This window comes from Scandinavium sp. (assembly GCF_032012665.1).
In the GTDB taxonomy this organism is placed as follows: domain Bacteria; phylum Pseudomonadota; class Gammaproteobacteria; order Enterobacterales; family Enterobacteriaceae; genus Scandinavium.
Genome location: NZ_DALZVG010000041.1, coordinates 1 through 19,050 on the forward strand (window position 1 = coordinate 1; position 19,050 = coordinate 19,050).

Consider the following 19,050-nt stretch of genomic DNA (forward strand, 5'->3'; position numbering starts at 1 on the left):
ACTTCGAACGTCTGATGGAAGGCGCTAAGCTGCTGAAATGTTCAGAGTTTGGTGATGCAATTATCGCGAATATGTAATTGCGATAATTGTTAAATCTATTAACGGGAGCTTAACGCTCCCGTTGTTTTTGGTTAGCCCGCTAACGGTTATCAAAATTTTATCAAAACAATTTATCAAAATGTTAGTATTTTGCCATGTTCGAAACTCTACGATGGTTCGATGATGAAAAAAACTGATTTATTCATGGTTGGATAAATTAATTAACTATCCATGGTGCATTACATCATTTTGTTTGATTTTTAGCATGGTATGGGCGGTTATTGCTTACTATAACCCATTGGTTTCTCTTTCTGAAAATCAAAATCTCTATATTTACTCAACTCAACTCAACTCAACTCAACTCAACTCAACTCAAGCTCAAGTTTTAGGTGGCGTTTATGGTTTACCGTTGACCGCTTACATATTTCTTAGAAACCATCAAGAAAGAGAGTTGGAGAAAGATCAGAGCGTAAATGAAATTATCACGACAATACAAACAAAGGAATATTGCTTTTTAATTGCAATTACCATTTTATCAATGCTGGCGATTTTAGGTGATTTGTTGACACTGGTAGTATATTTAGAGGAGTCACGATGGATAAGAATTGCAACAAAAAATACAGCGACTGCTTTTTTTATCTTTAGTCTTTTTTTATAAGTTATTTTATTCTTAAAGCACTTAAAGCACTTAAAGCACTTAAAGCACTTAAAGCACTTAAAGCACTTAAAGCACTTAAAGCTGATAAATATAACTCTATTGGCATGGGGATAATTAGGAGGGTTGAGCTTGAAAGCATAAAAAGCAGTCCAGAAGAAAACCTCAATGAAGAGTTGAGGGACATTGATGACTATAACAATCAAGGTTGTATTCTTTATGGCATTTTTATGGAGTTATTTAAAACTATTGAAGTAAATCTTGGCGCATTATATGACAAAGTGTTTGAGAAAGCTTATGGATTGAGTTGTCTGCAATCACTTTCAATTACCTATATACCGCCAACAAAACGGCATTTATCAATTTCACGATTAGTCAAGACTCTCATAGATGCCAAGGCTGTGCCTGAAGGGTTAGGGCCTGAAATAATCACTCTCATTAAGTATCGTAACGCACTTGTACATACTAACGATGTTGACCCATCTCAACATATGGTAAGAAATGCGCAGATTGTCAATGAGGAGATTAAGCGGTTGTTAGAAGAGTATTAAAGTTAGGCAATATAAAAATGGCAATGGCATACTACATGCCATTGTCATGATGTCATACCTGCAAATTATCCTGATACTTTTACCCAGCCTTTCCCTCGTCGTTATGATAATGTGCTGTTTGATTCGGTGATTTATGGGCAAGCAGTTCCGACGTATCGATTTCCTAGGCTTCATAGAGGCTTTCTGTCAGTGACCGCTGTTCGTGAAACGTTGCCGGCGTACCGCCACCCCATTCAATCTCGGCTTTATCCCGTGCTTTGCTGAATTTCATCGTTATAGCATTTGACTTTACCTGCGCGCCATGTTCTGCCTGTGATGTTGCCCGGAAGAAGTGGACCATATAGGGGCTTGTAAGCATACCCGTTATACTTTCACACACTTTTTGAAATTTATAGCTTTTAGACATCAGCCGGTACTCATCCGGCATCAGGTTATTCAGGGATTCATGGGAGAGCTAGCTGCAGCCAACGCTCTGTAATTTACTGTACTTCATTCCTTGTTTCGGTATTCGACGGCATCACTACTGGAGAGATAGTGAAGATGCCCCCATGCTACTGACTGGCATGGAGAAGGCGCCAGCGGTGTGAAAGCATCGTTTAGTTGAACGCTCAACAGGGCAAGCAGACACCGTAAGCTAACATCGCGAAAAACTGAGTCAACTCCGGGTGAGCGATACAAGGTCAAAGTTACGCCACTCCTGCATTTATAGAGCAAACGTCAACAAAAAACTTTAAAAAGAGCAATTGAATGATATAAAATAGACTGAAATTCAATTGATTATTGAGCTAGAAAATGAAAACTTTACAAATCCAAATTGGTTTCTTTTATGACGTAAGTTCATCAGTAGATTTTGATGGGCTAGCATACTTTATAAAACGCGAATTTAAATCGGCGATAGGTATCCAATTAGATAATGTTCAACTGTTCAACATGTTACCTAAAGATGCACCAGCGGAAATTCCTCGATTGCAACTTCACTCTCCTAACAATAAAATTAGGGCACAGGCTTCTTTTCAGAGATTTGACTTGTTTATTGAGCGTTTTGATACAGAGCAGGAAGTGAATTCTGAGTTTTTTGATAAATTATTTGACAAAATCTCTTTTGTACATGAGATGTTGAACATTAAAATAGCCCGGATTGGTTTGGTTGCTTTCTTGGCTGAGCCTGACGAAAACCCAAGTAAAAGTATTTCTGAAAAATATTTAAATACTTCTGAATTAGGGAGTTCAGATCAATTGAGTGATGTAACTCTCATGGTTAATCGTCAGTTTGAACTACACGGTAAAGGTTTTAATTGTCATCTTACAATTATGCCTGGGGTGGATACAATTAAACAACAATCAATTTTTGTGAAGCAAGTGGATGTAAGTACTTTGCAAGAAAATGTTTTTTATAAGGAATACAGTAATAATCAAATTAAAGATGCATTTATGTTAAAAATGAATGAATATAAATAAAAGAACATAGGCGTTAAAAATGAGTACTGAAAAGAAAGTTGGATCATCTGTCACTAACTCTCAAGGTGAAGGGGCGAGTAATTCATTTAATAACGACATTACCAGTACAACATTTGTTTCATCCGGTTCAAAAACAGCGACTACAGGACGTTCTTCTAACGCTCAAATAGGCTCTGTAAATATTGGTGGGGCATCGGGGCGTAATTTTACCACTCAAGATGATAATAAGGATGGTGGAGCCAGCTTTATGGATGAACATAATCTGGCTAGCGTTTTCATTCCTCCGAAAGATATTACAAACGATCCGGGTGTGACTGGCTGGACAAATAAAATTGGTAAGGCAGATAATAACATTAATTCATCCTTCAGCTTTGCAAAAAATGATGGAAGTAACCCGTTTTCTCTAAGGGGAGTTAAAGAACTTGAGCGGGGGGACGCGGCAAGTATATATTGGAAAGAAGCAAACCGGCTTATAACTTCTTTTTCTAATGACTTAACTGAAAGTAAGCGTATGATTGAAGAAAGCAAGTCTAATATTTCCGAATTAAGGGAGCAGCTTTCCCAGCAGATAGATAAAGTCGCTGGAATGGATTTGTCTTTGAATGATGCAGAACAAAATCTTGCTAATAAAGTTGAAGGATTTGAGAGTGAAGTAGTGACAGCCAGGAATTCATTACTTGCCGTAATTGCACTGTTTGCATCGTTCTTTACTTTCATTTCTATATCCGTAAATGTTTTTTCACGCGATATGTCACTCAGCACATCAATTTCAGTATTGCTCGTTATTTGGTCTTGCTTGATAAGTTTTATATTTGTATTCATGGCGGGAATTAGCAAAGGCGGAAGTTTTTTTACTAGTTCCGTGTTTGTTAAGCATGCTTTAGTTATGGTTATCTTGTTCTTCTTTTCTTTTGGACTTCCAAGGGTTATTTTTTCAATATTTTCAATTACTTAATTTCTTTGTGCTTTGTGTGAGGTCAGTCCAATCACATTTTGAGTTTATCTTTAATACATAACAGGTAGCTGGCGTGAGCGTTTTAGTATGCAAAGGAAACAGAAGTAGACTCCTTGTTTCCTTCGCTTACTTTAAGTCTTGCTACCATGTCATGTTCAATATTTCTTATGGAAGTATTTGTATTATGATATGGCGGGCATCCTATCCTGCTGATTAACCCTCAGGCATAGCTGAAGAGTGATGGGAGGAAATTTTCCAGTCTTTACCATCCCAGGCGTATGTGAAGGTATAGCGAGCCGTAACGGTTGATTTGTCGTCAAAAGTGAAGGTATATACGCCAGTATCAATGGCTTTATTACAACCCAGGCGGATGGTACGACTGTCAATTTTTCCAGTCGGTTTTTTTTGCAAGAAATGTTCGAAGTAATCTACACGTTCCGCATCAGTGAGGCGAACGTGGTTTGATACCGTTGGCAATAGCACAGCATCGCTAAGGTAATTATTCGAAACTGTTTTTGCATCGCCCGTTTTTAATGACGCATTCCATCTGTCGAACAATCCTTCAATTTGTGATTGATTAACATGAACGCAATTATTTGTCTCCTGAGCAAAGGCATGTACGGATAATAATGAAAGCGCTACCGCAAGACTGATTTTCTTCATGTGAAAACCTCTATTATCATAAACTCAATTTAAAAGTGTCATTGATAAAAATACCATCCTGACAGATTGGGTTTTATAACCCGGAGCCAAAATATCACAAGCCAGTAAATGAATCCTAAACAGCCGCTCATGATTTAATAATGAATTTAATATTGATTGAGATCAATAAATCCTTTTAGATGACAAGTGCGCGTGACAATGCCACATCAATGTTTATTTTTGCTTATGAATTTAACTTCTGAATTCAATTTGTCGCTTGTAACTGAGTTAAACGAAATTAAAGTGTCAAGCCCATGTGAAACGATGCGAATCCGTTTATGAAGTGTTTAAATTCATAAATAACAAAACATGTTAATTTTAATCCAATGCTTAGGCTAAATGTTTACGGCGATCGCCATATCTATTGGTGCTTTTATATTTTATTAGAAAGATTGGGAAGTGTTATGTCATTTTCTGTTAAAGGACCTGGCTCATTTGTTTCTGCTTCATCTTATCACTCAAAGCCTGTGCTGGTGAGCAAACATGATAAAGTAGAGGATATTGAAAACGATAAGGTTACCCATCAAAGAAAAGATGCTGATGAAGCGATTAAAATAACGAAAGGTCCAGTGCGTTCTGACAGCAACACCATTGACCTGTTATGGCTTATAAAACACTTTTCGATTAAAGATATGATACATAAAAAGAAAAGAAAGGATCAAAATCAGACCGAAATGATAGTAAATGTATCTGTACGCGAGGAACTAAAATAATAAAAAAGTCATCTCTCTCCTTGCCCACTCCCTGGTGGGCTTTTTTTGACAACCTCAATGGATTAGCGGGTAATCAGCATCAGTTAGTTTAACCGCAGAGCCTTTGCTTTATTTTATAAATCAATAACACTTGCCCTTGCGTATGGCTTTCATATTATCCTCTTTCGCGCTGTTTAATTCAGACCTGGTCTACTATTCGCGACTCCAGTGCAGTCTGGTCGTGTAAGAGGGAATTGGGCTTTCTTTTTTTCAGCTCAACAAAGACACTTTCACTTTTTGATAAAACTTCATCCGGTGAAGATCCCTGGGAAGTAAATAAATCATCATTTTTGTTATTGTTTTTTGAGCCCTTTGTGTTTTCAATCATTGATGAAATTTGGCTTAAAAGCTGCATGACTTTTGATTCTGTGACAGAGGAAGAGAATTCCGCACTTTGTAGCATGCTGTCCAGTTTATTGATAAGGCTAAGTATCTTAGGTGGTATTGGCTTAAACTTAGCCGCTGCTTTACTTCTTAACGCCTGAAGCCGTTTTTTCTTCTCATGGAGATCCTTTACCGGATCTGAATTTTTGGTTTCAGGAAAAATACTTTTCGGAAATACCTTGCCACTGTTACCCAGAAATCGAATGGACATCATGTCTCCTTAGCTCGCTATAAAACCTGCTTTTTTTATAAGCGGCTAAAAGTCTGGCTTCTTAACGAGCGGAGAGTGATTTTTTTAGAAAATTTCATGAGCGCTTAGCCACGGTTACGGTGCCCTGGCTTTACGCTGGTGGAATAGATTCCGCAGTCGGGAAAACGCCGCTGGGAGCTGTATCAGAAAGTCGGGTAATTAAAACAGGGTGGGGCGCATGCTCCCCACCCTGATACTGTCAGCTAAAGAATTTCCCCTTCAGCAGATTCAGCCCTTCCGTCATCAAATCCTGTTGACCATCAACCGCACCGTTTGGCGAAAGCGTATCGACCATTTTTGGCAGGTGTTCGGCAATCAAATTCGACGCGGCCTGTGGTTCGATACCGAGTTTTGCTGCCAGATCGGCTACGGCAGGAGAGCCCAGCGCCTGGGTTATCTGATCCGCCGAAACGGGCTGATTCCCGCCGGTGCTTATCCAGGATTCGACAATCGCGCCCAGTCCGCCCTGCTGAAATCTTTCCAACAAAGCCTGAATGCCGCCCTGTTCTTCAATCCAGCTGAGAATGGCCTGATAAGCTCCGGCTTTGCCATCCTGACCGCCAAACATGCCAGCCACTTGATCGAATAGGCTCATAGTGAATACCTCAAGGTTTGTTAGGAATGATTAACACCTGACCCGGATAGATTTTGTCCGGATGTTTGAGCATGGGTTTATTGGCCTCAAAGATGCGCTGATACTCGTTGGCCGTACCGTATTCTGCTTTTGAAATGGCGCTCAGCGTGTCGCCTGACTTCACGGTGTAATAGCGACTTTCTGTGCCTGGCTGCGCGGTGGACAGGCTGTCGTTTACCTGCGAAATGCCCGCCACGTTACCAATGGCGACCAGAATTTTCTCCTTCGCTTCCTGGCTCAGGCCGTCTCCGGTCACGGTGGCCGTGCCATCGCTTGCCACATCCACTTTGACTTTATCTGCCCCGGGCAGGCCCAGGTCGTTAATGTGCGTCTCCAGCTTTTTGCTCTGTTCGTCGCTGTTCTGGTTTGTTACCGCATCCCAGAGTTTTTCGCCGGCTTCTTTCACGAAACTGAACAATCCCATATTTGACTCCTGTTTAGAGGAAAAGAGGCTTCAGAGATCAAGTATAAATCACGTCCTCAGGGTGGCTATTTTTTTATGCCCGAACCGGAATGGTCGTTACGATAAGCAAAGCGTTGAGTAGGGCTTTTGCCTGCCTTGTGGCACAGGACGCCGCCAGATTGTTTATCTCCCTTGCATCATGGCGTAGCGTGTATAACTCCGTTAAATTACATCCGTATCGTCACGCTCTCTTATTTTGTCAGTGGTGCCTTAGTGAAGAATGTCCAGGATGCGCTCAGAAAACGCCAGGCGCTGCTGATTTCCGCAGCAGTGACGCTTTTTTGCGTCACCCTTTATGTGATGTTTGCCTATCAACAGCGAATGGCTGAGATCAACGAGCGTATCAATGCACTGGTGAATCAGGTCAATATGGTTTTTAACGACAATGAACTGCTCGCCGATGCGACTGGGGTACGATTCCAGCAAATACGCGGAACGCGCGAATGCGGTGGGTTAACGGCCTTTTCACTCCGGGATGGTGATGAGTGGGCGATCAATGGTGATCCCAACCATCTGAATGGTGATTCAGGTACGCTGATTTCCCGTACGCAAAGTCTTGATGCCAGCTGCATGTACGTAGCGGCTGAATTCATTCGCCATAAAATTAATAGCATCAATCCTGGCCGCTACGACTCACATCGCTACATTATTGCGCACGATACCAGCTGGTTTTACTGGTTCGATCCTCAGGATTCCGTGCCTTTTCATTTTAGCGATTCAAAAATGGCGAACCAGCCTGGCTACTTTTTCAAGCCGCCGCAGTCCTTCTACGACCGCCTGCTGCAAAAAGACGTCACTAAGCGGGAAGGCAGCTCGACGAATTTTTACAGGGATCGCATCACCGGGGAAATGGCCTTCAGCGTGATCAGCTACATCTATGATTTATCCGGAGCCGAAGTGTCAGACCGGATTGTCGGGTATCTGCTGTACGATCATTCGCTGAGCGAAATGCGCGACACGCTGACTGACGTCTTTGACGGGCAGATACCGCCGACGCTGATGGTTCAACTGGTGAACGTGCCGGACAAGACCTCTTTGTGCCTTACGGGCAACTGCTTCTGGCTGAATGATGCTTCGGTGCGTGCCATTTCGAGTAAATATGAATTTCGTTACGCGGTGCCGCTCTATCTGTTCGTGCTCAACGACACCCACGGCTGGAGCGCAGTGCTGATTGCGCCATTCCTTTTCCTGCTGCTGGCCTTTGTGCTGCGTCGCCAGCTCAATCTGAGCGACATTAAGGTTTACACCGATCCACTGACGGGCTGCTTTACGCGCAAAATTCTCGAGTTTGTTCATGAGCGCATGGACGATTATCCGTCAGTTATCCTGATGGACTGCAACAAGTTTAAGGCCATCAATGATACCTGGGGCCACTCCGCAGGGGACAGGGCGCTACAGGTCATTGCCCTGCGGATGATGTCCAGCGTGCGGGACGCTAAAGATCTGGTGATTCGCACCGGCGGTGACGAGTTTGTGATCCTGCTGCAGAAAACCGGTGAGGACGATGCCCGACGGGTGGCTGAACGTGTGGCACGGGAAATTTCAGCACACGATTTTATCGCCAGCGGAAGTGCTGTTCACTTGTCAGTGTCGTGGGGCGTGGCGACTTATCAGCACGATCTGGCCACCACGATTCAGGTGGCCGATGCGGATATGTACAGGATGAAGCTGGCGCGTCAGGAGGCGACGCTGATTCGCTGACGGGTTTTCTTATCGAGATACATGGCGGCGTCTGCTGCCTGAATAGCGCTTTCCGCATCCATCTCAAGTGGATCGAAGGAGCGAGAGTACGATGAAGTGCCACAAAAAAGCCCCGCCGGGGGAGGCGGGGAAAAATTCATTGATTATGGAATGATGTGTTCCCTGGTCAGTTTGGGAACAGGCCTAATTTAAGTTGCAAAAGTGCAGTTAAAATGAAGAAATAATGAAGTTTAAGGCAAATCAGCCGCCAATAAAGGAAGCCATAACAATGAAATACGCTGGATTATTACTGCCGCTTGTACTTGCGGGCTGCACGACTGCAAAACCGGATGATGCACCAAAGCCGCCAAATATCGGGATGGCCAACCCGGCCGCGGTCTATTGTCAGCAAAAAGGCGGGACGTCAGTCCCGGTGCAAACCCCACAGGGCGTGCGTTCTGACTGTAAATTACCGTCCGGGGAAGTGATTGACGAATGGACGTTATACCGCCGGGATCATTCTGGCTCGTGACAGATAACGGCTCTCCAGGATAGAATTGCCATTAAGATTAATCTTAATTTCAGATCGTGTGAGAGCCGCATGTTTCAGCTTAAACCGGGCACCCTGGCGATGATTATCGCTGCCCGCACGCCCGCCGGTCGGGCGAATATCGGTAAATCTGTTTCGCTTTTTGCGCTCTGCCAGCCAGGCGAGCGCATCCTCAATCCGGTTAACGGCGTGGTCACAGAACTCCCCCATCAAGCACAGCGTGCGCTGTGGCTGGTCACCGGTGATATTCAGTCCGTCGACGGCCAGGCCGGGTTTGCGTTTGTACGTCCGGAGCACCTGATGCCGCTTACGCCTGATGCCCTCCCGGCTGAAGAACTGGAAAAAGTCAGCGAGTAAGGCTCTCCAGCCATGTAGCTAATACCCGCGCATGGTTCTGCTCCGTGTTCTTCGCCCCATAAATCAGCGTCACCGTCTGCTGCTTGGCGAGATGCGCCAGGCGCTGGCCTTCCGCTACCTGGCTTTGCAGCTCTGCCCGGTATTCTTTACTGAAGGTGGTGAAGTCGATGGCTTCGCCATGAAAGGCTTTTCGCAGCGCTGACGAAGGGGCAAGCGCTTTGCACCATTCATCACAGGTTAACGCTTCTTTCTTCACCCCGCGCGGCCAGAGTCGGTCGACCAGGACCCGGTAGCCATCTTCCGGCGCAGGCGTCTCATACACGCGTTTGCACTGAATCATCTTTTGTCCTTATTCCGCGATGTTTTGCTGAAAGGGTAATACTTTCCGCACCGGGATGAAAAGGCCAGCGCCTGCTAAAACCGGGGATTGTTCCGGCGACAAATTCCCGGTAGGCTGGTGTTCCTTATGTAGCCCGTAAACTGCACCGCATAAGGAACCCTTCATGGAACACGCTTCGAATCAAAAAACAGTGCGTATCGCCCTCGTAGGCGACTTCAATCCAGAGGTGATTGCCCATCAGGCGATTCCGCTGGCGATTGACGACGCCGCCGCCGTTCAGGATATCACCGCCGACTACGACTGGATCTCCACCTCCGACATCAAAAGCGCCGACGATCTGGTTGGATACGACGCGCTCTGGCTGGTTCCTGCCAGCCCGTATAAAAATGCTGAAGGCGCCTTTATTGCCATTCGCTACGCTCGCGAAAACAGCCTGCCTTTCCTCGGCACCTGTGGCGGCTTCCAGCATGCCATTATCGAATATGCGCGCAACGTGCTGGGCTGGCAGGATGCTGCGCATGCTGAAACGGATACCGAAGGCCGGATGGTTATCGCACCGCTTAGCTGTTCGCTGGTGGAAAAATCAGACACCATTGAGCTGCGTAGCAATACTTTGATTGCCAAAGCCTACGGCCGTCTGAGCATCGAAGAGGGCTATCACTGTAGCTACGGAATTTCGCCTGAGTTTGCGTCTGAGCTGGAAGAGGGCGCATTGCGCGTGACGGGCTGGGATGAAGAAGGTGAGATCCGCGCGGTGGAACTTGTCACCCATCCGTTTTTTGTCGGAACGCTGTTCCAGCATGAACGTAACGCCCTTGCAGGGCGTCCGGCTCCGCTGGTGCACGCTTTCCTGCGCGCAGCGGCAAACTGACGATCGCCCGGTGGCGCTCACGCTCACCGGGCCCAGGGCTTCAGGCCGGGCAAACGAAGTGCCGCCCGGCAATGCCTGTTATTAGCTGCTGATTTCCCTGGCGCGTCCTGCCAGACCACCAAACACCGCCATAACCAGTGAGATAACTGCGACCGCGATAAGCGGGATATGCCAGTCGCCGCTGGCGTCGTGGATTTTCCCCATGACCGGCGGCCCACAGGCGGCCAGCAAATAGCCGACGGACTGCGCCATGCCGGACAGCGCTGCGGCCTGGTGGGCGGAGCCCGCACGCAGGCCGATAAACGTCAGGCCGAGGATCATTGTTGCGCCAGAGCCGCAGCCGAAAATCAGCGTCCATACCACCGCCTGCTGCGGAAACAGCCAATAGCCGATGGCGCTGATGGCGCACATTATGGCAACGATAATGGCAATACCACGTTGATCTTTAAGCTTATGCAAGATAATCGGGATCAGCAGTCCTGGCACGGCAGTAGCCAGCTGCAATAACCCGTGCAACGATCCGGCCTGTGCTTCGCTGTAGCCCTGGCTGATAAGGATCGCCGGGAGCCAGCCGATCACCACGTAATAGACCAGCGAGTTAATGCCGAGGAACAGCGTCACCTGCCAGGCCAGCGCCGAGCGCCAGATCCCTTTGTTATGCAGGCTGCGCGATGTGGTAACGGTGCCTGGCGCGTGCTGACGCAGCTGCGGCAGCCAGAACAGCAGGGCTACCAGCGGGAAGGCCATTAACGCCAACAGCGCACCGTGCCAGCCTGCGCCGCTCATCGCAATGGGTACAACCAGCACTGAGCCGATCGCGGCGGCGGCGCCCATCGTCAATGAATAGGCGCCAATCATTCGTGCGACGTGGCCCGCGAAATCTCTTTTGATTAACCCCGGCAGCAGGACGTTCCCCATGGCGATACCGCAGCCAATTATGGCGGTGCCGACGTACAAAAAGGTGGCAGAAGGCAGAGAGCGGACGGCAATGCCGGCACAAATCAGCACAAGGGCTGCAAACAGGCTGCGTTCCACCCCGAAGCGGCGAGCAACACCCGCCGCAAGTGGGGAAAACAGGCCAAACGCCAGCAGGGGCAGAGTGGTCAGCATGCCTGTCCAGGCAGTGCTCAGACCGTAATCGGCGCGGATACTGTCGAGCAGCGGTGCGGCACCGGTGAAGGTCACGCGCAGCGTGGTGGCGATAAGCAAAATCCCGACAATCAACAACAGCGTCTGACGACGGGAGGGCTGGATAACTTTACTCATGGGGTTCTCTGTCATTCTCAGGAGCCGCTACAATACGCGGTTTTCGTTGTGATTGAATCAAGCTAAAATGACAAATAATCGCTGATACCGGACAAATAAGATGACAACAGGATTGGGCCTTGCGGGCTATGAGCCTGATAGCCAGCCGGAAAACGCGGTGGCTTTCCGCATCCAGGTGGTGGAGGATGAGCAGTTTATTCCCCAGCACAAGCACCGAAAGGGGCAGTTGATTTTGGCCCTGCACGGCGCCATCACCTGTGAAGTGGAAAACGCCATGTGGATGGTGCCGCCGCAGTATGCGGTGTGGATCCCGGGATTAGTGCCTCACAGCAATCGGGCAACGCCCGGCGCCCGCCTGTGCTTTTTATTTATTGAACCCGGCGCGGCGGCGATGCCAGACCATTGCTGTACGCTGAAGATTTCGCCGCTCGTGCGTGAGCTTATCCTCACGCTTGCCGGGCGAAATAAGGGGCAGAAAAATAACGAGGCAATGCAGCGATTAATTCAGGTGCTGTTCGATGAACTCCCGCAGCAGCCACAGCAGCAGCTGCAGTTGCCGGTATCTGCTCATCCAAAAATTCGTCAGATGGTCGATACCATGGCCGCAGAGCCCGCCGTCTGGCAAACCCTGGGGCAGTGGGCGGGACATTTTGCGATGAGTGAACGCAATCTGGCCCGGCTGGTGGTGAAGGAGACGGGCCTCAGCTTTCGCCGTTGGCGGCATCAGCTGCAGCTTATTCTGGCGCTCCAGCTGTTGATCCGTGGGCAAACCGTGCAGCAAACCGCTCACGCGCTGGGCTACGACTCAACCACGGCATTTATCACCATGTTCCGCAAAGGGCTTGGTCAGACGCCGGGGCGCTACCTCAGCGGCCTGATTACCCCTTCCCAATAAGCAGCGACACCAGCCCGGCGGCAATCAGCGGCCCCACCGGTACGCCGCGAAACAGCGCCACGCCGAGTACAGTCCCGACCAACAGCCCGGCAACCAGATGCGGCTGCGTGCCCATCAGCTGTACGCCTCTGCCGCCAAGCCAGGAGACAAACACGCCCACCGCAATCGCCACCAGCGATTTCCAGTTCACGAACGAATGGATAAGCGTCGACGGCGGCAAAGAGCCGCTGGCGATCGGGGCCATCACGCCGATGGTGAGCACGATAATCCCGATGCTGAGACCCTGTTTCTCGATCCATGGGAAGAAGGTGTTCAGCGGCGTCATGCGCACAATGATCAGCACCAGGATCGACACGGCAACGGTGGTGCTATGGCTGATAAAACCAAGCGCCGCCAGCCCCAGCAGAATGAGAAGGGTGGTATCAAACATGAAGGTGTCCTTGCCAGAAGTAAAATAAATCAACCGGTCTACTTTACGCGCAACGCCATGAGCAGAAAGCGCTATTTTTCATTCCGGCAACACTTTTTGGCAGATGCCCAAAGCAGGCGTTTGCGCTGTCATTGTGCTGTCATGAAAAAGGGGGAATGTGCAGGTGAAGAGAGGTCGCCCTGGAGGTAAACCCGATGAGTGAAGCGCTGATGATTGCCACCGCGTTTATCGCTATTGCCCTGACGCTGGTGGCTTCCGTGTTATGGCTGGAGAGAGCGGGTTAATCGTTCTCGCGACGGAACGTGACCAGCTCTGGCTGCGCGATGCGCAGATAGTCCTGGGTGTCCATCACGATCGATTTTTCCAGCAGCCCGGCGTTGAACGCGATTTCGTCGAAACGCTCGAACAACAGCGGGTCGGCCACCAGCTTCAGTGACGGATGGAAGCTGAACGGAGGAATAGCCCCAAACACGCAGGCGGTGAGAGAGTCCACTTCCGCCGGGCTCGCGAGCGAAGCCTTCAGACCGCCCAGATGTGATGCGAGGCGTGATAAATCCGCCTGCTGATCTGCCGCCAGAATTGCCAGCACGTGCTGCTTCACGCCGTTGCCCTTCACTTTGCATACCAGCGCCTTCGCGCCTTGTCCTAGCGCTGTGCCGCGAATTTCTGAGACGGCTTCACATTTGCCAATGGCTTCGTGCTCCATCACGCGAAAGCGGGCTTGCTCAGCGGTGAGAACGTCCAGTAAATGCTGATGGATATTGCGGGAGGAGATGTCAGACATGATGGCTCCGGTAAAAAAATCAGGCGGTCAGCATAGTCCTAAGAGGAAAACCCGGCAAGCAGGATGCACTGTACCAGAAATCAATTTTGCGCAGCCGCTTATTTCATAATGATATCCATTACTATTTTTCCGCATATAGAAATGATTTTTTAGCATTGGCAGACGCTCCGGGGTTATGGGAGCGTAGTGGCATAGCCCGCTAACAGGCGGAGATAACAAGGAAAATCTATGGCACAGGCAATGAAATCCCATAAAAATAAGATCGCTTCGTTTGTCCTTCTGGCGCTTCTCGGCGCCGCTTCCGCGATGGCGCAGGCCGATCAGCTTGCGGATATCCAGAAAGCGGGCGTTATAAAAGTCGCAACGTTTGATTCCAATCCGCCTTTTGGCTCAGTGGACGCTAAAACTCACGATATCGTTGGCTATGACGTCGATTTTGCTAAAGCGCTGGCCAAATCGCTTGGGGTTAAGCTTCAGCTGGTCGCGACCAACCCGGCGAACCGTATTCCTCTTTTACAGTCAGGGAAGGTCGATTTGATCGTGGCGGATATCACTATCACGCCAGAGCGTGCTCAGGTCGTGGACTTCTCTACCCCTTATTTTGTGACTGGCCAACAGTTCCTCGTACCAGCCGCCTCGCCGGATAAGCTCGATGATTATGGTCACAGCCGCATCGGGGCGGTAAAAGGCACCACGGGCGAGCAGGCCTTGCATCAGCGCTTCCCGTCAGCCCGCGTGCTCTCCTATGACGATATTCCGCTGGCGTTAACCGCGCTGCGTAACGGCAACGTGCAGGCCATTACCCAGGACAGCACCATTCTGGCCGGTTTGCTGGCGGAAGCGCCGGACAAAGCGAAATTCAAAATTCTGCCGGATTTACTGAGCAAAGAAGAGATTGGCGTTGGCGTGAAGAAAGGCGAAACGACGTTATTAAACGCGGTCAACGACGAGCTGGTGAAGCTTGAGCAAAGCGGCGAGGCGGCAAAAATATACGACGGCTGGTTTGGTCCGGGCAGCAAGACGCCTCAGCCACGCGGCTTTAAGATAGAAGCTAAGTAGTATGCTGAGTGGCCTGTTAAAACGATCCGCAGCTCAGGCTGCGGATTTTGCACATTTACGCGATGCCAGCGTGGAGTTTCGCCGGGCGGGCAAATTCTACGGCGATCATCAGGTTTTAAAATCCATCGATCTGAAGATTAACGCCGGCGAAGTGGTGGCAATCTGTGGGCCGTCAGGCTCGGGAAAATCGACGCTCATTCGCCTGATCAACCAGCTCGAACCGTTAAGCGCGGGCGATATACTTATCGACGGCAAACCGACGCGGAATCTACGCGGACAGGCGCTGCGAGCGTTGCGCAGCCGTATCGGCTTTGTCTTCCAGCAGTTCAACCTCTACGCGCATCTCACCGCCGTGCAGAATATCACGCTGGCGCTGACGCATGTTCATGGCTGGAAGGTGGAGGAGGCGAAGCAACAGGCAACCGCATTGCTCCTGCGCGTGGGGCTTGCCGAAAAAGCACACCATTTTCCCTCTCAGCTTTCCGGTGGGCAGCAGCAGAGGGTGGCGATTGCCAGAGCGCTGGCCTCATCGCCGCAGATAATCCTGTTCGATGAGCCAACCTCCGCCCTCGATCCTGAAACGATCGGCGAAGTTTTGGCGGTGATGAAATCTCTGGCACACAGCGGTATTACCATGATTGTGGTGACCCACGAGATGCAGTTTGCCCGCGAGATCGCCGATCGGGTGGTGTTTATTGATGGGGGAGAAATTCTTGAGCAGGCACCGCCCGCGCAGTTCTTCAGCGCCCCGCAGCACCCCCGTGCCCGACGCTTTCTGCAAAAGGTGCTCGACCCGCTGCATACGGAACTGAAGGACGGGCAATGAACTGGCATATCGACTGGGCCGGGGTGCTGAGCGGCCAACCCTTACGGTGGATTATCTCCGGCTTTCTGACCACCGTCTGGGTGACGCTTGCCGGAATGATGCTTGCGACGGTGCTGACGCTTTTGCTGACGGGCTTAAGGCTCGCCGGAGGAAGAGCAGGGCGCGGAGTGGTCGCGGTGTGGGTGTCCCTTTTGCGCAATACGCCGCTGCTGGTACAGCTGCTGTTCTGGTATTTCGCCGCCTGGAGCTTTCTCCCGCAGGCGCTGCGGGACTTTATCAACGATGACCATACCTGGTCCATTCTGCCGGGCAACGTGTGGTGGCTGACGCCGGAGTTTCTGTCGGCGGCGTGGGGACTGGGGCTGTTTACCTCGGCGTTTTTACTCGAAGAAATTCGCAGCGGCCTGCAGGCGGTGCCCAAAGGGCAGACTGAGGCGGCGCTCGCGCAGGGCTTTTCGGCGTGGAGGCTATTCCGCTGGATCTTACTGCCGCAGGGGCTGGTGAACGCCTGGCAACCGATGGTGGGGCAGTATCTGAACCTGATGAAGCTCTCCTCCCTTGCTACCGGTATCGGGTTCGCGGAGCTGACCTATCAGGTCAGGCAAATCGAAAGTTACAATGCCCATGCTCTGGAGGCCTTCGCCGTGGGGACAGCGCTTTATCTGCTGTTGGGAATCATCATGGGGGCGCTGTTTACCTGGTTTGGTCCGCGTAATGCAAAGCGCCCGAGAGCGGCAGCCGCCCCTCCCGCCGTGGAGGCGCAACATGATAGCTAACATCGCGGTGATTACCGATAATCTCGATTATCTGCTCTGGGGTCGCATGGCGCAGGGCGAGCCGGGTGGCGTACTGCTTACGCTGCTGATGGCGGCGGGCGCAGCGGCGCTTGCTTTGCCCGGGGGCGTGCTGCTGGCGGGCCTGGCCTGGCGGTACGGGGGCGGGATGCGACGAGTGCTCTTTATCTGGGCGGAATTTATTCGCGGTATTCCGCTGATATTTGTCATCTTCTGGCTCTATTTCCTGCTGCCGCTGATAACCGGACGCGATTTACCCGGCGCCCTGACCGTGACGCTTGCCCTGGCATGGTTTACCTCGGCGGCGGTCATGCATACGGCTTATGCGGGTTTGCAGGCGTTGCCGGGAGGGCAGCGCGAGGCTGCTGTTGCCGGAGGCTTTAGCCCGTGGCAAACGCTGCGTCTGGTGTTGCTCCCGCAGGCGATGCGTAACGTGCTACCTTCTTTTATCGGCCTGTTTATCGCTTTGCTGAAAGACACCTCGCTGGCGTTTATCGTTAACGTGCCGGAATTAACCACCGTCGCCGGGCAGGTGAACAGCCGGGTGCAGGTTTATCCGGCGGCCATCTTTATCTTTACGGGGCTGGTTTATTACCTGTTGTGCAGCGGCCTGGGCTGGCTGATATCCCGCTGGCGTTCAGCGCCTTTATATCAGGCTGCAAAATAACGTGCTGTTTAAATAGCATCAGAAGAAAAAACGGCCAGATAACCTGGCCGTTTTTTATGATTAATTACCGCTAGTGGCGCTCTGCTTGTGAAAAAGCTCTCTGAATACCGGGTAAATATCCTCCTGGTCGCGAATATGCTGCATGGCAAAGTTTTCAAACGTTGACTGCAGATGTTCATATTCACGCCACAGGGTTTGATGCGCGCGGCGGGTGATTTCGATGTAGCTGTAATACCGCACCACCGGCAGAATTTTCTTCGCCAGGATCTCATGACACAGCGGAGAGTCATCCGCCCAGTTATCACCGTCCGACGCCTGCGCCGCGTAGATATTCCACTGCGCGGGGTCATAGCGCTCCTTCACCACCTCATCCATCAGCTTCAGGGCGCTGGAGACAATCGTGCCGCCGGTTTCCTGCGAATAGAAGAACTCATGCTCATCCACCTCTTTCGCCTGAGTGTGGTGGCGGATATAGACCACCTCAACGTTTTTATAGGTCCGGCTGAGGAACAGATACAGCAGGATATAAAAGCGCTTTGCCATGTCCTTAGTGGCCTGATCCATCGAGCCGGATACGTCCATCAGGCAGAACATCACCGCCTGGCTGGAAGGCTCAGGGCGCTTCTCATAGTTCTTGTATCGCAGGTCGAAGGTGTCGATAAACGGCACTTTTTCGATTTTTGCCCGCAGCTCGGCAATTTCCCGACGCAGCCGCTCTTCTTCAAGCAGCTGTGCAGGTTCGCTTTTGGCGACGGTATCCAGGCTCGCCTCCAGCTCGCGCAGCTCGCGACGTTTACCCGCTGTCATCGCCGTGCGGCGCGCCAGCGAGTTTTGCAAAGAACGCACGACGCTGATGTTGGCCGGAACGCCGTTAGCGGTGTACCCGGCACGATGGGTTTTGTACTCCGTCAGCTGGCGGTGCTGATTTTTCCTCAGATTCGGCAGGGCCAGATCTTCAAACAGCAGATCCAGATACTCATCTTTCGAAATCTGGAACACGAACTCATCCTGGCCTTCGCCGTCCGGGCTCGCCTGACCCTGACCGCTTCCACCGCCGGCACCGCCGCCCTGAGGGCGCTCAATACGATCGTTCTGCACAAAGTGGTCGTTGCCGGGGTGAACGCGATGGCGCAGGCCGCCGCGTCCCTGATGGAACATCGGTTCGCTGATATCGTCCGTCGGAATGGATACCGACTCGCCGCTGTCGATGTCGGTCACCGAGCGTTTGTTGATGGCCTCGGAGATCGACTGTTTTATCTGCGCCTTATAGCGGCGCAAAAAGCGCTGGCGGTTTACCGCGCTTTTGTTTTTACCGTTCAGGCGCCGGTCTATGAACCAGGTCATATTCCCCTCCCGTACTGCATTGCCAACCTTACGCTGCGACAGAAATGCCGGATGACGGTGTGCTTATCCGGCCTACAGGTCGCTCTTTATTGTAGGCCCGGCAAGCGATACGCTGCCGGGCAATTTTTGTCATCAGGACGACTTACGCACGCGCAGATACCATTCGCACAGCAGGCGCACCTGTTTGCGGGTATAGCCTTTCTCCATCATGCGGTCGACGAAATCGTCGTGTTTTTTCTGCTCATCGGTTGAGGTTTTGGCGTTGAACGAAATCACCGGTAGCAGCTCTTCGGTATTGGAGAACATTTTCTTCTCAATAACGGTGCGCAGTTTTTCGTAGCTGG

General features: G+C 50.4%; 24 protein-coding genes and 2 pseudogenes. 15 read left to right on the plus strand and 11 right to left on the minus strand.

Annotation, left to right across the window (positions count from 1 at the left end; translation table 11 throughout):
• The 3 genes and pseudogenes from RTU33_RS20980 to RTU33_RS20990 form a co-directional block, all read left to right on the plus strand.
• A pseudogene (locus tag RTU33_RS20980) lies at positions 1-77 on the plus strand (isocitrate dehydrogenase); the annotation flags it as partial.
• A 170-nt stretch (positions 78-247) separates the two neighbouring features.
• On the plus strand, positions 248-697 hold the full coding sequence (locus RTU33_RS20985; protein ID WP_312629960.1) for a hypothetical protein: 450 nt from the start codon (positions 248-250) through the stop codon (positions 695-697).
• 227 nt (positions 698-924) lie between these two features.
• Positions 925-1,245, plus strand: a complete 321-nt coding sequence (locus tag RTU33_RS20990; RefSeq protein WP_312629962.1) for a hypothetical protein — start codon at positions 925-927, stop codon at positions 1,243-1,245.
• 163 nt (positions 1,246-1,408) lie between these two features.
• On the opposite strand, the gene RTU33_RS20995 is transcribed toward RTU33_RS20990, so the two are convergent.
• On the minus strand, positions 1,409-1,651 hold the full coding sequence (locus RTU33_RS20995; RefSeq protein WP_409438267.1) for a hypothetical protein: 243 nt from the start codon (positions 1,649-1,651) through the stop codon (positions 1,409-1,411).
• 386 nt (positions 1,652-2,037) lie between these two features.
• Here RTU33_RS20995 and RTU33_RS21000 point away from each other — a divergent pair, with 386 nt between their 5' ends.
• Both RTU33_RS21000 and RTU33_RS21005 read left to right on the plus strand, forming a co-directional pair.
• A complete protein-coding gene (locus tag RTU33_RS21000) occupies positions 2,038-2,703 on the plus strand; it encodes a hypothetical protein (protein ID WP_312629964.1) in 666 nt (221 codons plus the stop codon).
• Positions 2,704-2,722: 19 nt separating this feature from the next.
• Entirely contained in the window at positions 2,723-3,658 is a 936-nt protein-coding gene (locus RTU33_RS21005) for a hypothetical protein (protein WP_312629966.1), read from the plus strand.
• A 213-nt stretch (positions 3,659-3,871) separates the two neighbouring features.
• Here RTU33_RS21005 and RTU33_RS21010 read toward each other — a convergent pair whose 3' ends face one another.
• Positions 3,872-4,321 (minus strand): SgcJ/EcaC family oxidoreductase, encoded by a 450-nt coding sequence (locus tag RTU33_RS21010; protein ID WP_312629967.1) that lies wholly within the window; start codon positions 4,319-4,321, stop codon positions 3,872-3,874.
• A gap of 443 nt (positions 4,322-4,764) precedes the next feature.
• Here RTU33_RS21010 and RTU33_RS21015 point away from each other — a divergent pair, with 443 nt between their 5' ends.
• Complete coding sequence (locus RTU33_RS21015; protein ID WP_312629968.1) at positions 4,765-5,073, plus strand: hypothetical protein; 309 nt, start codon at positions 4,765-4,767, stop codon at positions 5,071-5,073.
• A 178-nt stretch (positions 5,074-5,251) separates the two neighbouring features.
• Here RTU33_RS21015 and RTU33_RS21020 read toward each other — a convergent pair whose 3' ends face one another.
• The 3 genes from RTU33_RS21020 to lysM form a co-directional block, all read right to left on the minus strand.
• Positions 5,252-5,710, minus strand: coding sequence for a hypothetical protein (locus tag RTU33_RS21020; RefSeq protein ID WP_312629969.1), 459 nt, complete (start codon positions 5,708-5,710; stop codon positions 5,252-5,254).
• Positions 5,711-5,945: 235 nt separating this feature from the next.
• Complete coding sequence (locus tag RTU33_RS21025; protein WP_312629970.1) at positions 5,946-6,341, minus strand: YidB family protein; 396 nt, start codon at positions 6,339-6,341, stop codon at positions 5,946-5,948.
• 10 nt (positions 6,342-6,351) lie between these two features.
• Positions 6,352-6,804, minus strand: coding sequence for a peptidoglycan-binding protein LysM (gene lysM / locus RTU33_RS21030; RefSeq protein WP_312629971.1), 453 nt, complete (start codon positions 6,802-6,804; stop codon positions 6,352-6,354).
• Positions 6,805-7,056: 252 nt separating this feature from the next.
• Here lysM and RTU33_RS21035 point away from each other — a divergent pair, with 252 nt between their 5' ends.
• The 3 genes from RTU33_RS21035 to RTU33_RS21045 all read left to right on the plus strand — a co-directional run bounded on the left by RTU33_RS21035 (position 7,057) and on the right by RTU33_RS21045 (position 9,430).
• Complete coding sequence (locus RTU33_RS21035; RefSeq protein WP_312629972.1) at positions 7,057-8,544, plus strand: GGDEF domain-containing protein; 1,488 nt, start codon at positions 7,057-7,059, stop codon at positions 8,542-8,544.
• Between the two features lie 268 nt (positions 8,545-8,812).
• On the plus strand, positions 8,813-9,055 hold the full coding sequence (locus RTU33_RS21040; RefSeq protein WP_312629973.1) for a DUF333 domain-containing protein: 243 nt from the start codon (positions 8,813-8,815) through the stop codon (positions 9,053-9,055).
• A 69-nt stretch (positions 9,056-9,124) separates the two neighbouring features.
• Positions 9,125-9,430, plus strand: coding sequence for a hypothetical protein (locus tag RTU33_RS21045; protein WP_312629974.1), 306 nt, complete (start codon positions 9,125-9,127; stop codon positions 9,428-9,430).
• On the opposite strand, the gene RTU33_RS21050 is transcribed toward RTU33_RS21045, so the two are convergent.
• On the minus strand, positions 9,420-9,770 hold the full coding sequence (locus RTU33_RS21050; protein ID WP_312629976.1) for a DUF488 domain-containing protein: 351 nt from the start codon (positions 9,768-9,770) through the stop codon (positions 9,420-9,422). The two genes, RTU33_RS21045 and RTU33_RS21050, sit on opposite strands and share 11 nt — an antisense overlap.
• A 163-nt stretch (positions 9,771-9,933) precedes the next feature.
• On the opposite strand from RTU33_RS21050, the gene RTU33_RS21055 reads away from it, so the two are divergent.
• On the plus strand, positions 9,934-10,641 hold the full coding sequence (locus RTU33_RS21055; RefSeq protein WP_312629978.1) for a CTP synthase: 708 nt from the start codon (positions 9,934-9,936) through the stop codon (positions 10,639-10,641).
• A gap of 81 nt (positions 10,642-10,722) precedes the next feature.
• Here the strand turns inward: RTU33_RS21055 and RTU33_RS21060 are convergent, their stop codons facing one another.
• Positions 10,723-11,907, minus strand: a complete 1,185-nt coding sequence (locus RTU33_RS21060; protein WP_312629980.1) for a CynX/NimT family MFS transporter — start codon at positions 11,905-11,907, stop codon at positions 10,723-10,725.
• A gap of 100 nt (positions 11,908-12,007) precedes the next feature.
• Here RTU33_RS21060 and RTU33_RS21065 point away from each other — a divergent pair, with 100 nt between their 5' ends.
• A complete protein-coding gene (locus tag RTU33_RS21065) occupies positions 12,008-12,802 on the plus strand; it encodes a helix-turn-helix transcriptional regulator (RefSeq protein ID WP_312629982.1) in 795 nt (264 codons plus the stop codon).
• On the opposite strand, the gene RTU33_RS21070 is transcribed toward RTU33_RS21065, so the two are convergent.
• Both RTU33_RS21070 and RTU33_RS21075 read right to left on the minus strand, forming a co-directional pair.
• A complete protein-coding gene (locus RTU33_RS21070; RefSeq protein WP_312629983.1) occupies positions 12,786-13,232 on the minus strand; it encodes a DUF441 domain-containing protein in 447 nt (148 codons plus the stop codon). The two genes, RTU33_RS21065 and RTU33_RS21070, sit on opposite strands and share 17 nt — an antisense overlap.
• A gap of 280 nt (positions 13,233-13,512) precedes the next feature.
• Positions 13,513-14,016, minus strand: coding sequence for a YbaK/prolyl-tRNA synthetase associated domain-containing protein (locus tag RTU33_RS21075; protein ID WP_312629984.1), 504 nt, complete (start codon positions 14,014-14,016; stop codon positions 13,513-13,515).
• Positions 14,017-14,256: 240 nt separating this feature from the next.
• On the opposite strand from RTU33_RS21075, the gene RTU33_RS21080 reads away from it, so the two are divergent.
• The 4 genes from RTU33_RS21080 to RTU33_RS21095 are packed head-to-tail and all read left to right on the plus strand — an operon-like array spanning position 14,257 to position 17,362.
• Positions 14,257-15,075: an ABC transporter substrate-binding protein gene (locus tag RTU33_RS21080; RefSeq protein WP_312629991.1), complete on the plus strand. Its 819-nt coding sequence runs from the start codon at positions 14,257-14,259 to the stop codon at positions 15,073-15,075.
• A 1-nt stretch (position 15,076) separates the two neighbouring features.
• Positions 15,077-15,901: an amino acid ABC transporter ATP-binding protein gene (locus RTU33_RS21085; RefSeq protein WP_312629985.1), complete on the plus strand. Its 825-nt coding sequence runs from the start codon at positions 15,077-15,079 to the stop codon at positions 15,899-15,901.
• Positions 15,898-16,677, plus strand: a complete 780-nt coding sequence (locus tag RTU33_RS21090; RefSeq protein ID WP_312629987.1) for an amino acid ABC transporter permease — start codon at positions 15,898-15,900, stop codon at positions 16,675-16,677. The genes RTU33_RS21085 and RTU33_RS21090 overlap by 4 nt, the downstream gene beginning before the upstream one ends.
• The gene (locus tag RTU33_RS21095; protein WP_312629989.1) at positions 16,667-17,362 is read left to right on the plus strand and encodes an ABC transporter permease subunit; all 696 of its coding nucleotides are present in this window, start codon (positions 16,667-16,669) and stop codon (positions 17,360-17,362) included. The genes RTU33_RS21090 and RTU33_RS21095 overlap by 11 nt, the downstream gene beginning before the upstream one ends.
• Before the next feature lie 60 nt (positions 17,363-17,422).
• Here the strand turns inward: RTU33_RS21095 and RTU33_RS21100 are convergent, their stop codons facing one another.
• Together RTU33_RS21100 and RTU33_RS21105 are read right to left on the minus strand one after the other, a co-directional pair.
• Complete coding sequence (locus RTU33_RS21100) at positions 17,423-18,706, minus strand: YeaH/YhbH family protein (protein ID WP_312629990.1); 1,284 nt, start codon at positions 18,704-18,706, stop codon at positions 17,423-17,425.
• A gap of 132 nt (positions 18,707-18,838) precedes the next feature.
• Positions 18,839-19,050, minus strand: a pseudogene (locus RTU33_RS21105) (PrkA family serine protein kinase); the annotation flags it as partial.

Excerpts from the sequence above, each read along its gene's own strand:
- RTU33_RS20990 (WP_312629962.1), top strand. The coding sequence starts at position 925 with ATGGAGTTATTTAAAACTATTGAAGTAAATCTTGGCGCATTATATGAC.
- RTU33_RS20995 (WP_409438267.1), bottom strand. The coding sequence starts at position 1,651 with ATGTCTAAAAGCTATAAATTTCAAAAAGTGTGTGAAAGTATAACGGGT.
- RTU33_RS21000 (WP_312629964.1), top strand. The coding sequence starts at position 2,038 with ATGAAAACTTTACAAATCCAAATTGGTTTCTTTTATGACGTAAGTTCA.
- RTU33_RS21005 (WP_312629966.1), top strand. The coding sequence starts at position 2,723 with ATGAGTACTGAAAAGAAAGTTGGATCATCTGTCACTAACTCTCAAGGT.
- RTU33_RS21010 (WP_312629967.1), bottom strand. The coding sequence starts at position 4,321 with ATGAAGAAAATCAGTCTTGCGGTAGCGCTTTCATTATTATCCGTACAT.
- RTU33_RS21015 (WP_312629968.1), top strand. The coding sequence starts at position 4,765 with ATGTCATTTTCTGTTAAAGGACCTGGCTCATTTGTTTCTGCTTCATCT.
- RTU33_RS21020 (WP_312629969.1), bottom strand. The coding sequence starts at position 5,710 with ATGATGTCCATTCGATTTCTGGGTAACAGTGGCAAGGTATTTCCGAAA.
- RTU33_RS21025 (WP_312629970.1), bottom strand. The coding sequence starts at position 6,341 with ATGAGCCTATTCGATCAAGTGGCTGGCATGTTTGGCGGTCAGGATGGC.
- lysM (WP_312629971.1), bottom strand. The coding sequence starts at position 6,804 with ATGGGATTGTTCAGTTTCGTGAAAGAAGCCGGCGAAAAACTCTGGGAT.
- RTU33_RS21040 (WP_312629973.1), top strand. The coding sequence starts at position 8,813 with ATGAAATACGCTGGATTATTACTGCCGCTTGTACTTGCGGGCTGCACG.
- RTU33_RS21045 (WP_312629974.1), top strand. The coding sequence starts at position 9,125 with ATGTTTCAGCTTAAACCGGGCACCCTGGCGATGATTATCGCTGCCCGC.
- RTU33_RS21050 (WP_312629976.1), bottom strand. The coding sequence starts at position 9,770 with ATGATTCAGTGCAAACGCGTGTATGAGACGCCTGCGCCGGAAGATGGC.
- RTU33_RS21055 (WP_312629978.1), top strand. The coding sequence starts at position 9,934 with ATGGAACACGCTTCGAATCAAAAAACAGTGCGTATCGCCCTCGTAGGC.
- RTU33_RS21060 (WP_312629980.1), bottom strand. The coding sequence starts at position 11,907 with ATGAGTAAAGTTATCCAGCCCTCCCGTCGTCAGACGCTGTTGTTGATT.
- RTU33_RS21065 (WP_312629982.1), top strand. The coding sequence starts at position 12,008 with ATGACAACAGGATTGGGCCTTGCGGGCTATGAGCCTGATAGCCAGCCG.
- RTU33_RS21070 (WP_312629983.1), bottom strand. The coding sequence starts at position 13,232 with ATGTTTGATACCACCCTTCTCATTCTGCTGGGGCTGGCGGCGCTTGGT.
- RTU33_RS21075 (WP_312629984.1), bottom strand. The coding sequence starts at position 14,016 with ATGTCTGACATCTCCTCCCGCAATATCCATCAGCATTTACTGGACGTT.
- RTU33_RS21080 (WP_312629991.1), top strand. The coding sequence starts at position 14,257 with ATGAAATCCCATAAAAATAAGATCGCTTCGTTTGTCCTTCTGGCGCTT.
- RTU33_RS21085 (WP_312629985.1), top strand. The coding sequence starts at position 15,077 with ATGCTGAGTGGCCTGTTAAAACGATCCGCAGCTCAGGCTGCGGATTTT.
- RTU33_RS21090 (WP_312629987.1), top strand. The coding sequence starts at position 15,898 with ATGAACTGGCATATCGACTGGGCCGGGGTGCTGAGCGGCCAACCCTTA.
- RTU33_RS21095 (WP_312629989.1), top strand. The coding sequence starts at position 16,667 with ATGATAGCTAACATCGCGGTGATTACCGATAATCTCGATTATCTGCTC.
- RTU33_RS21100 (WP_312629990.1), bottom strand. The coding sequence starts at position 18,706 with ATGACCTGGTTCATAGACCGGCGCCTGAACGGTAAAAACAAAAGCGCG.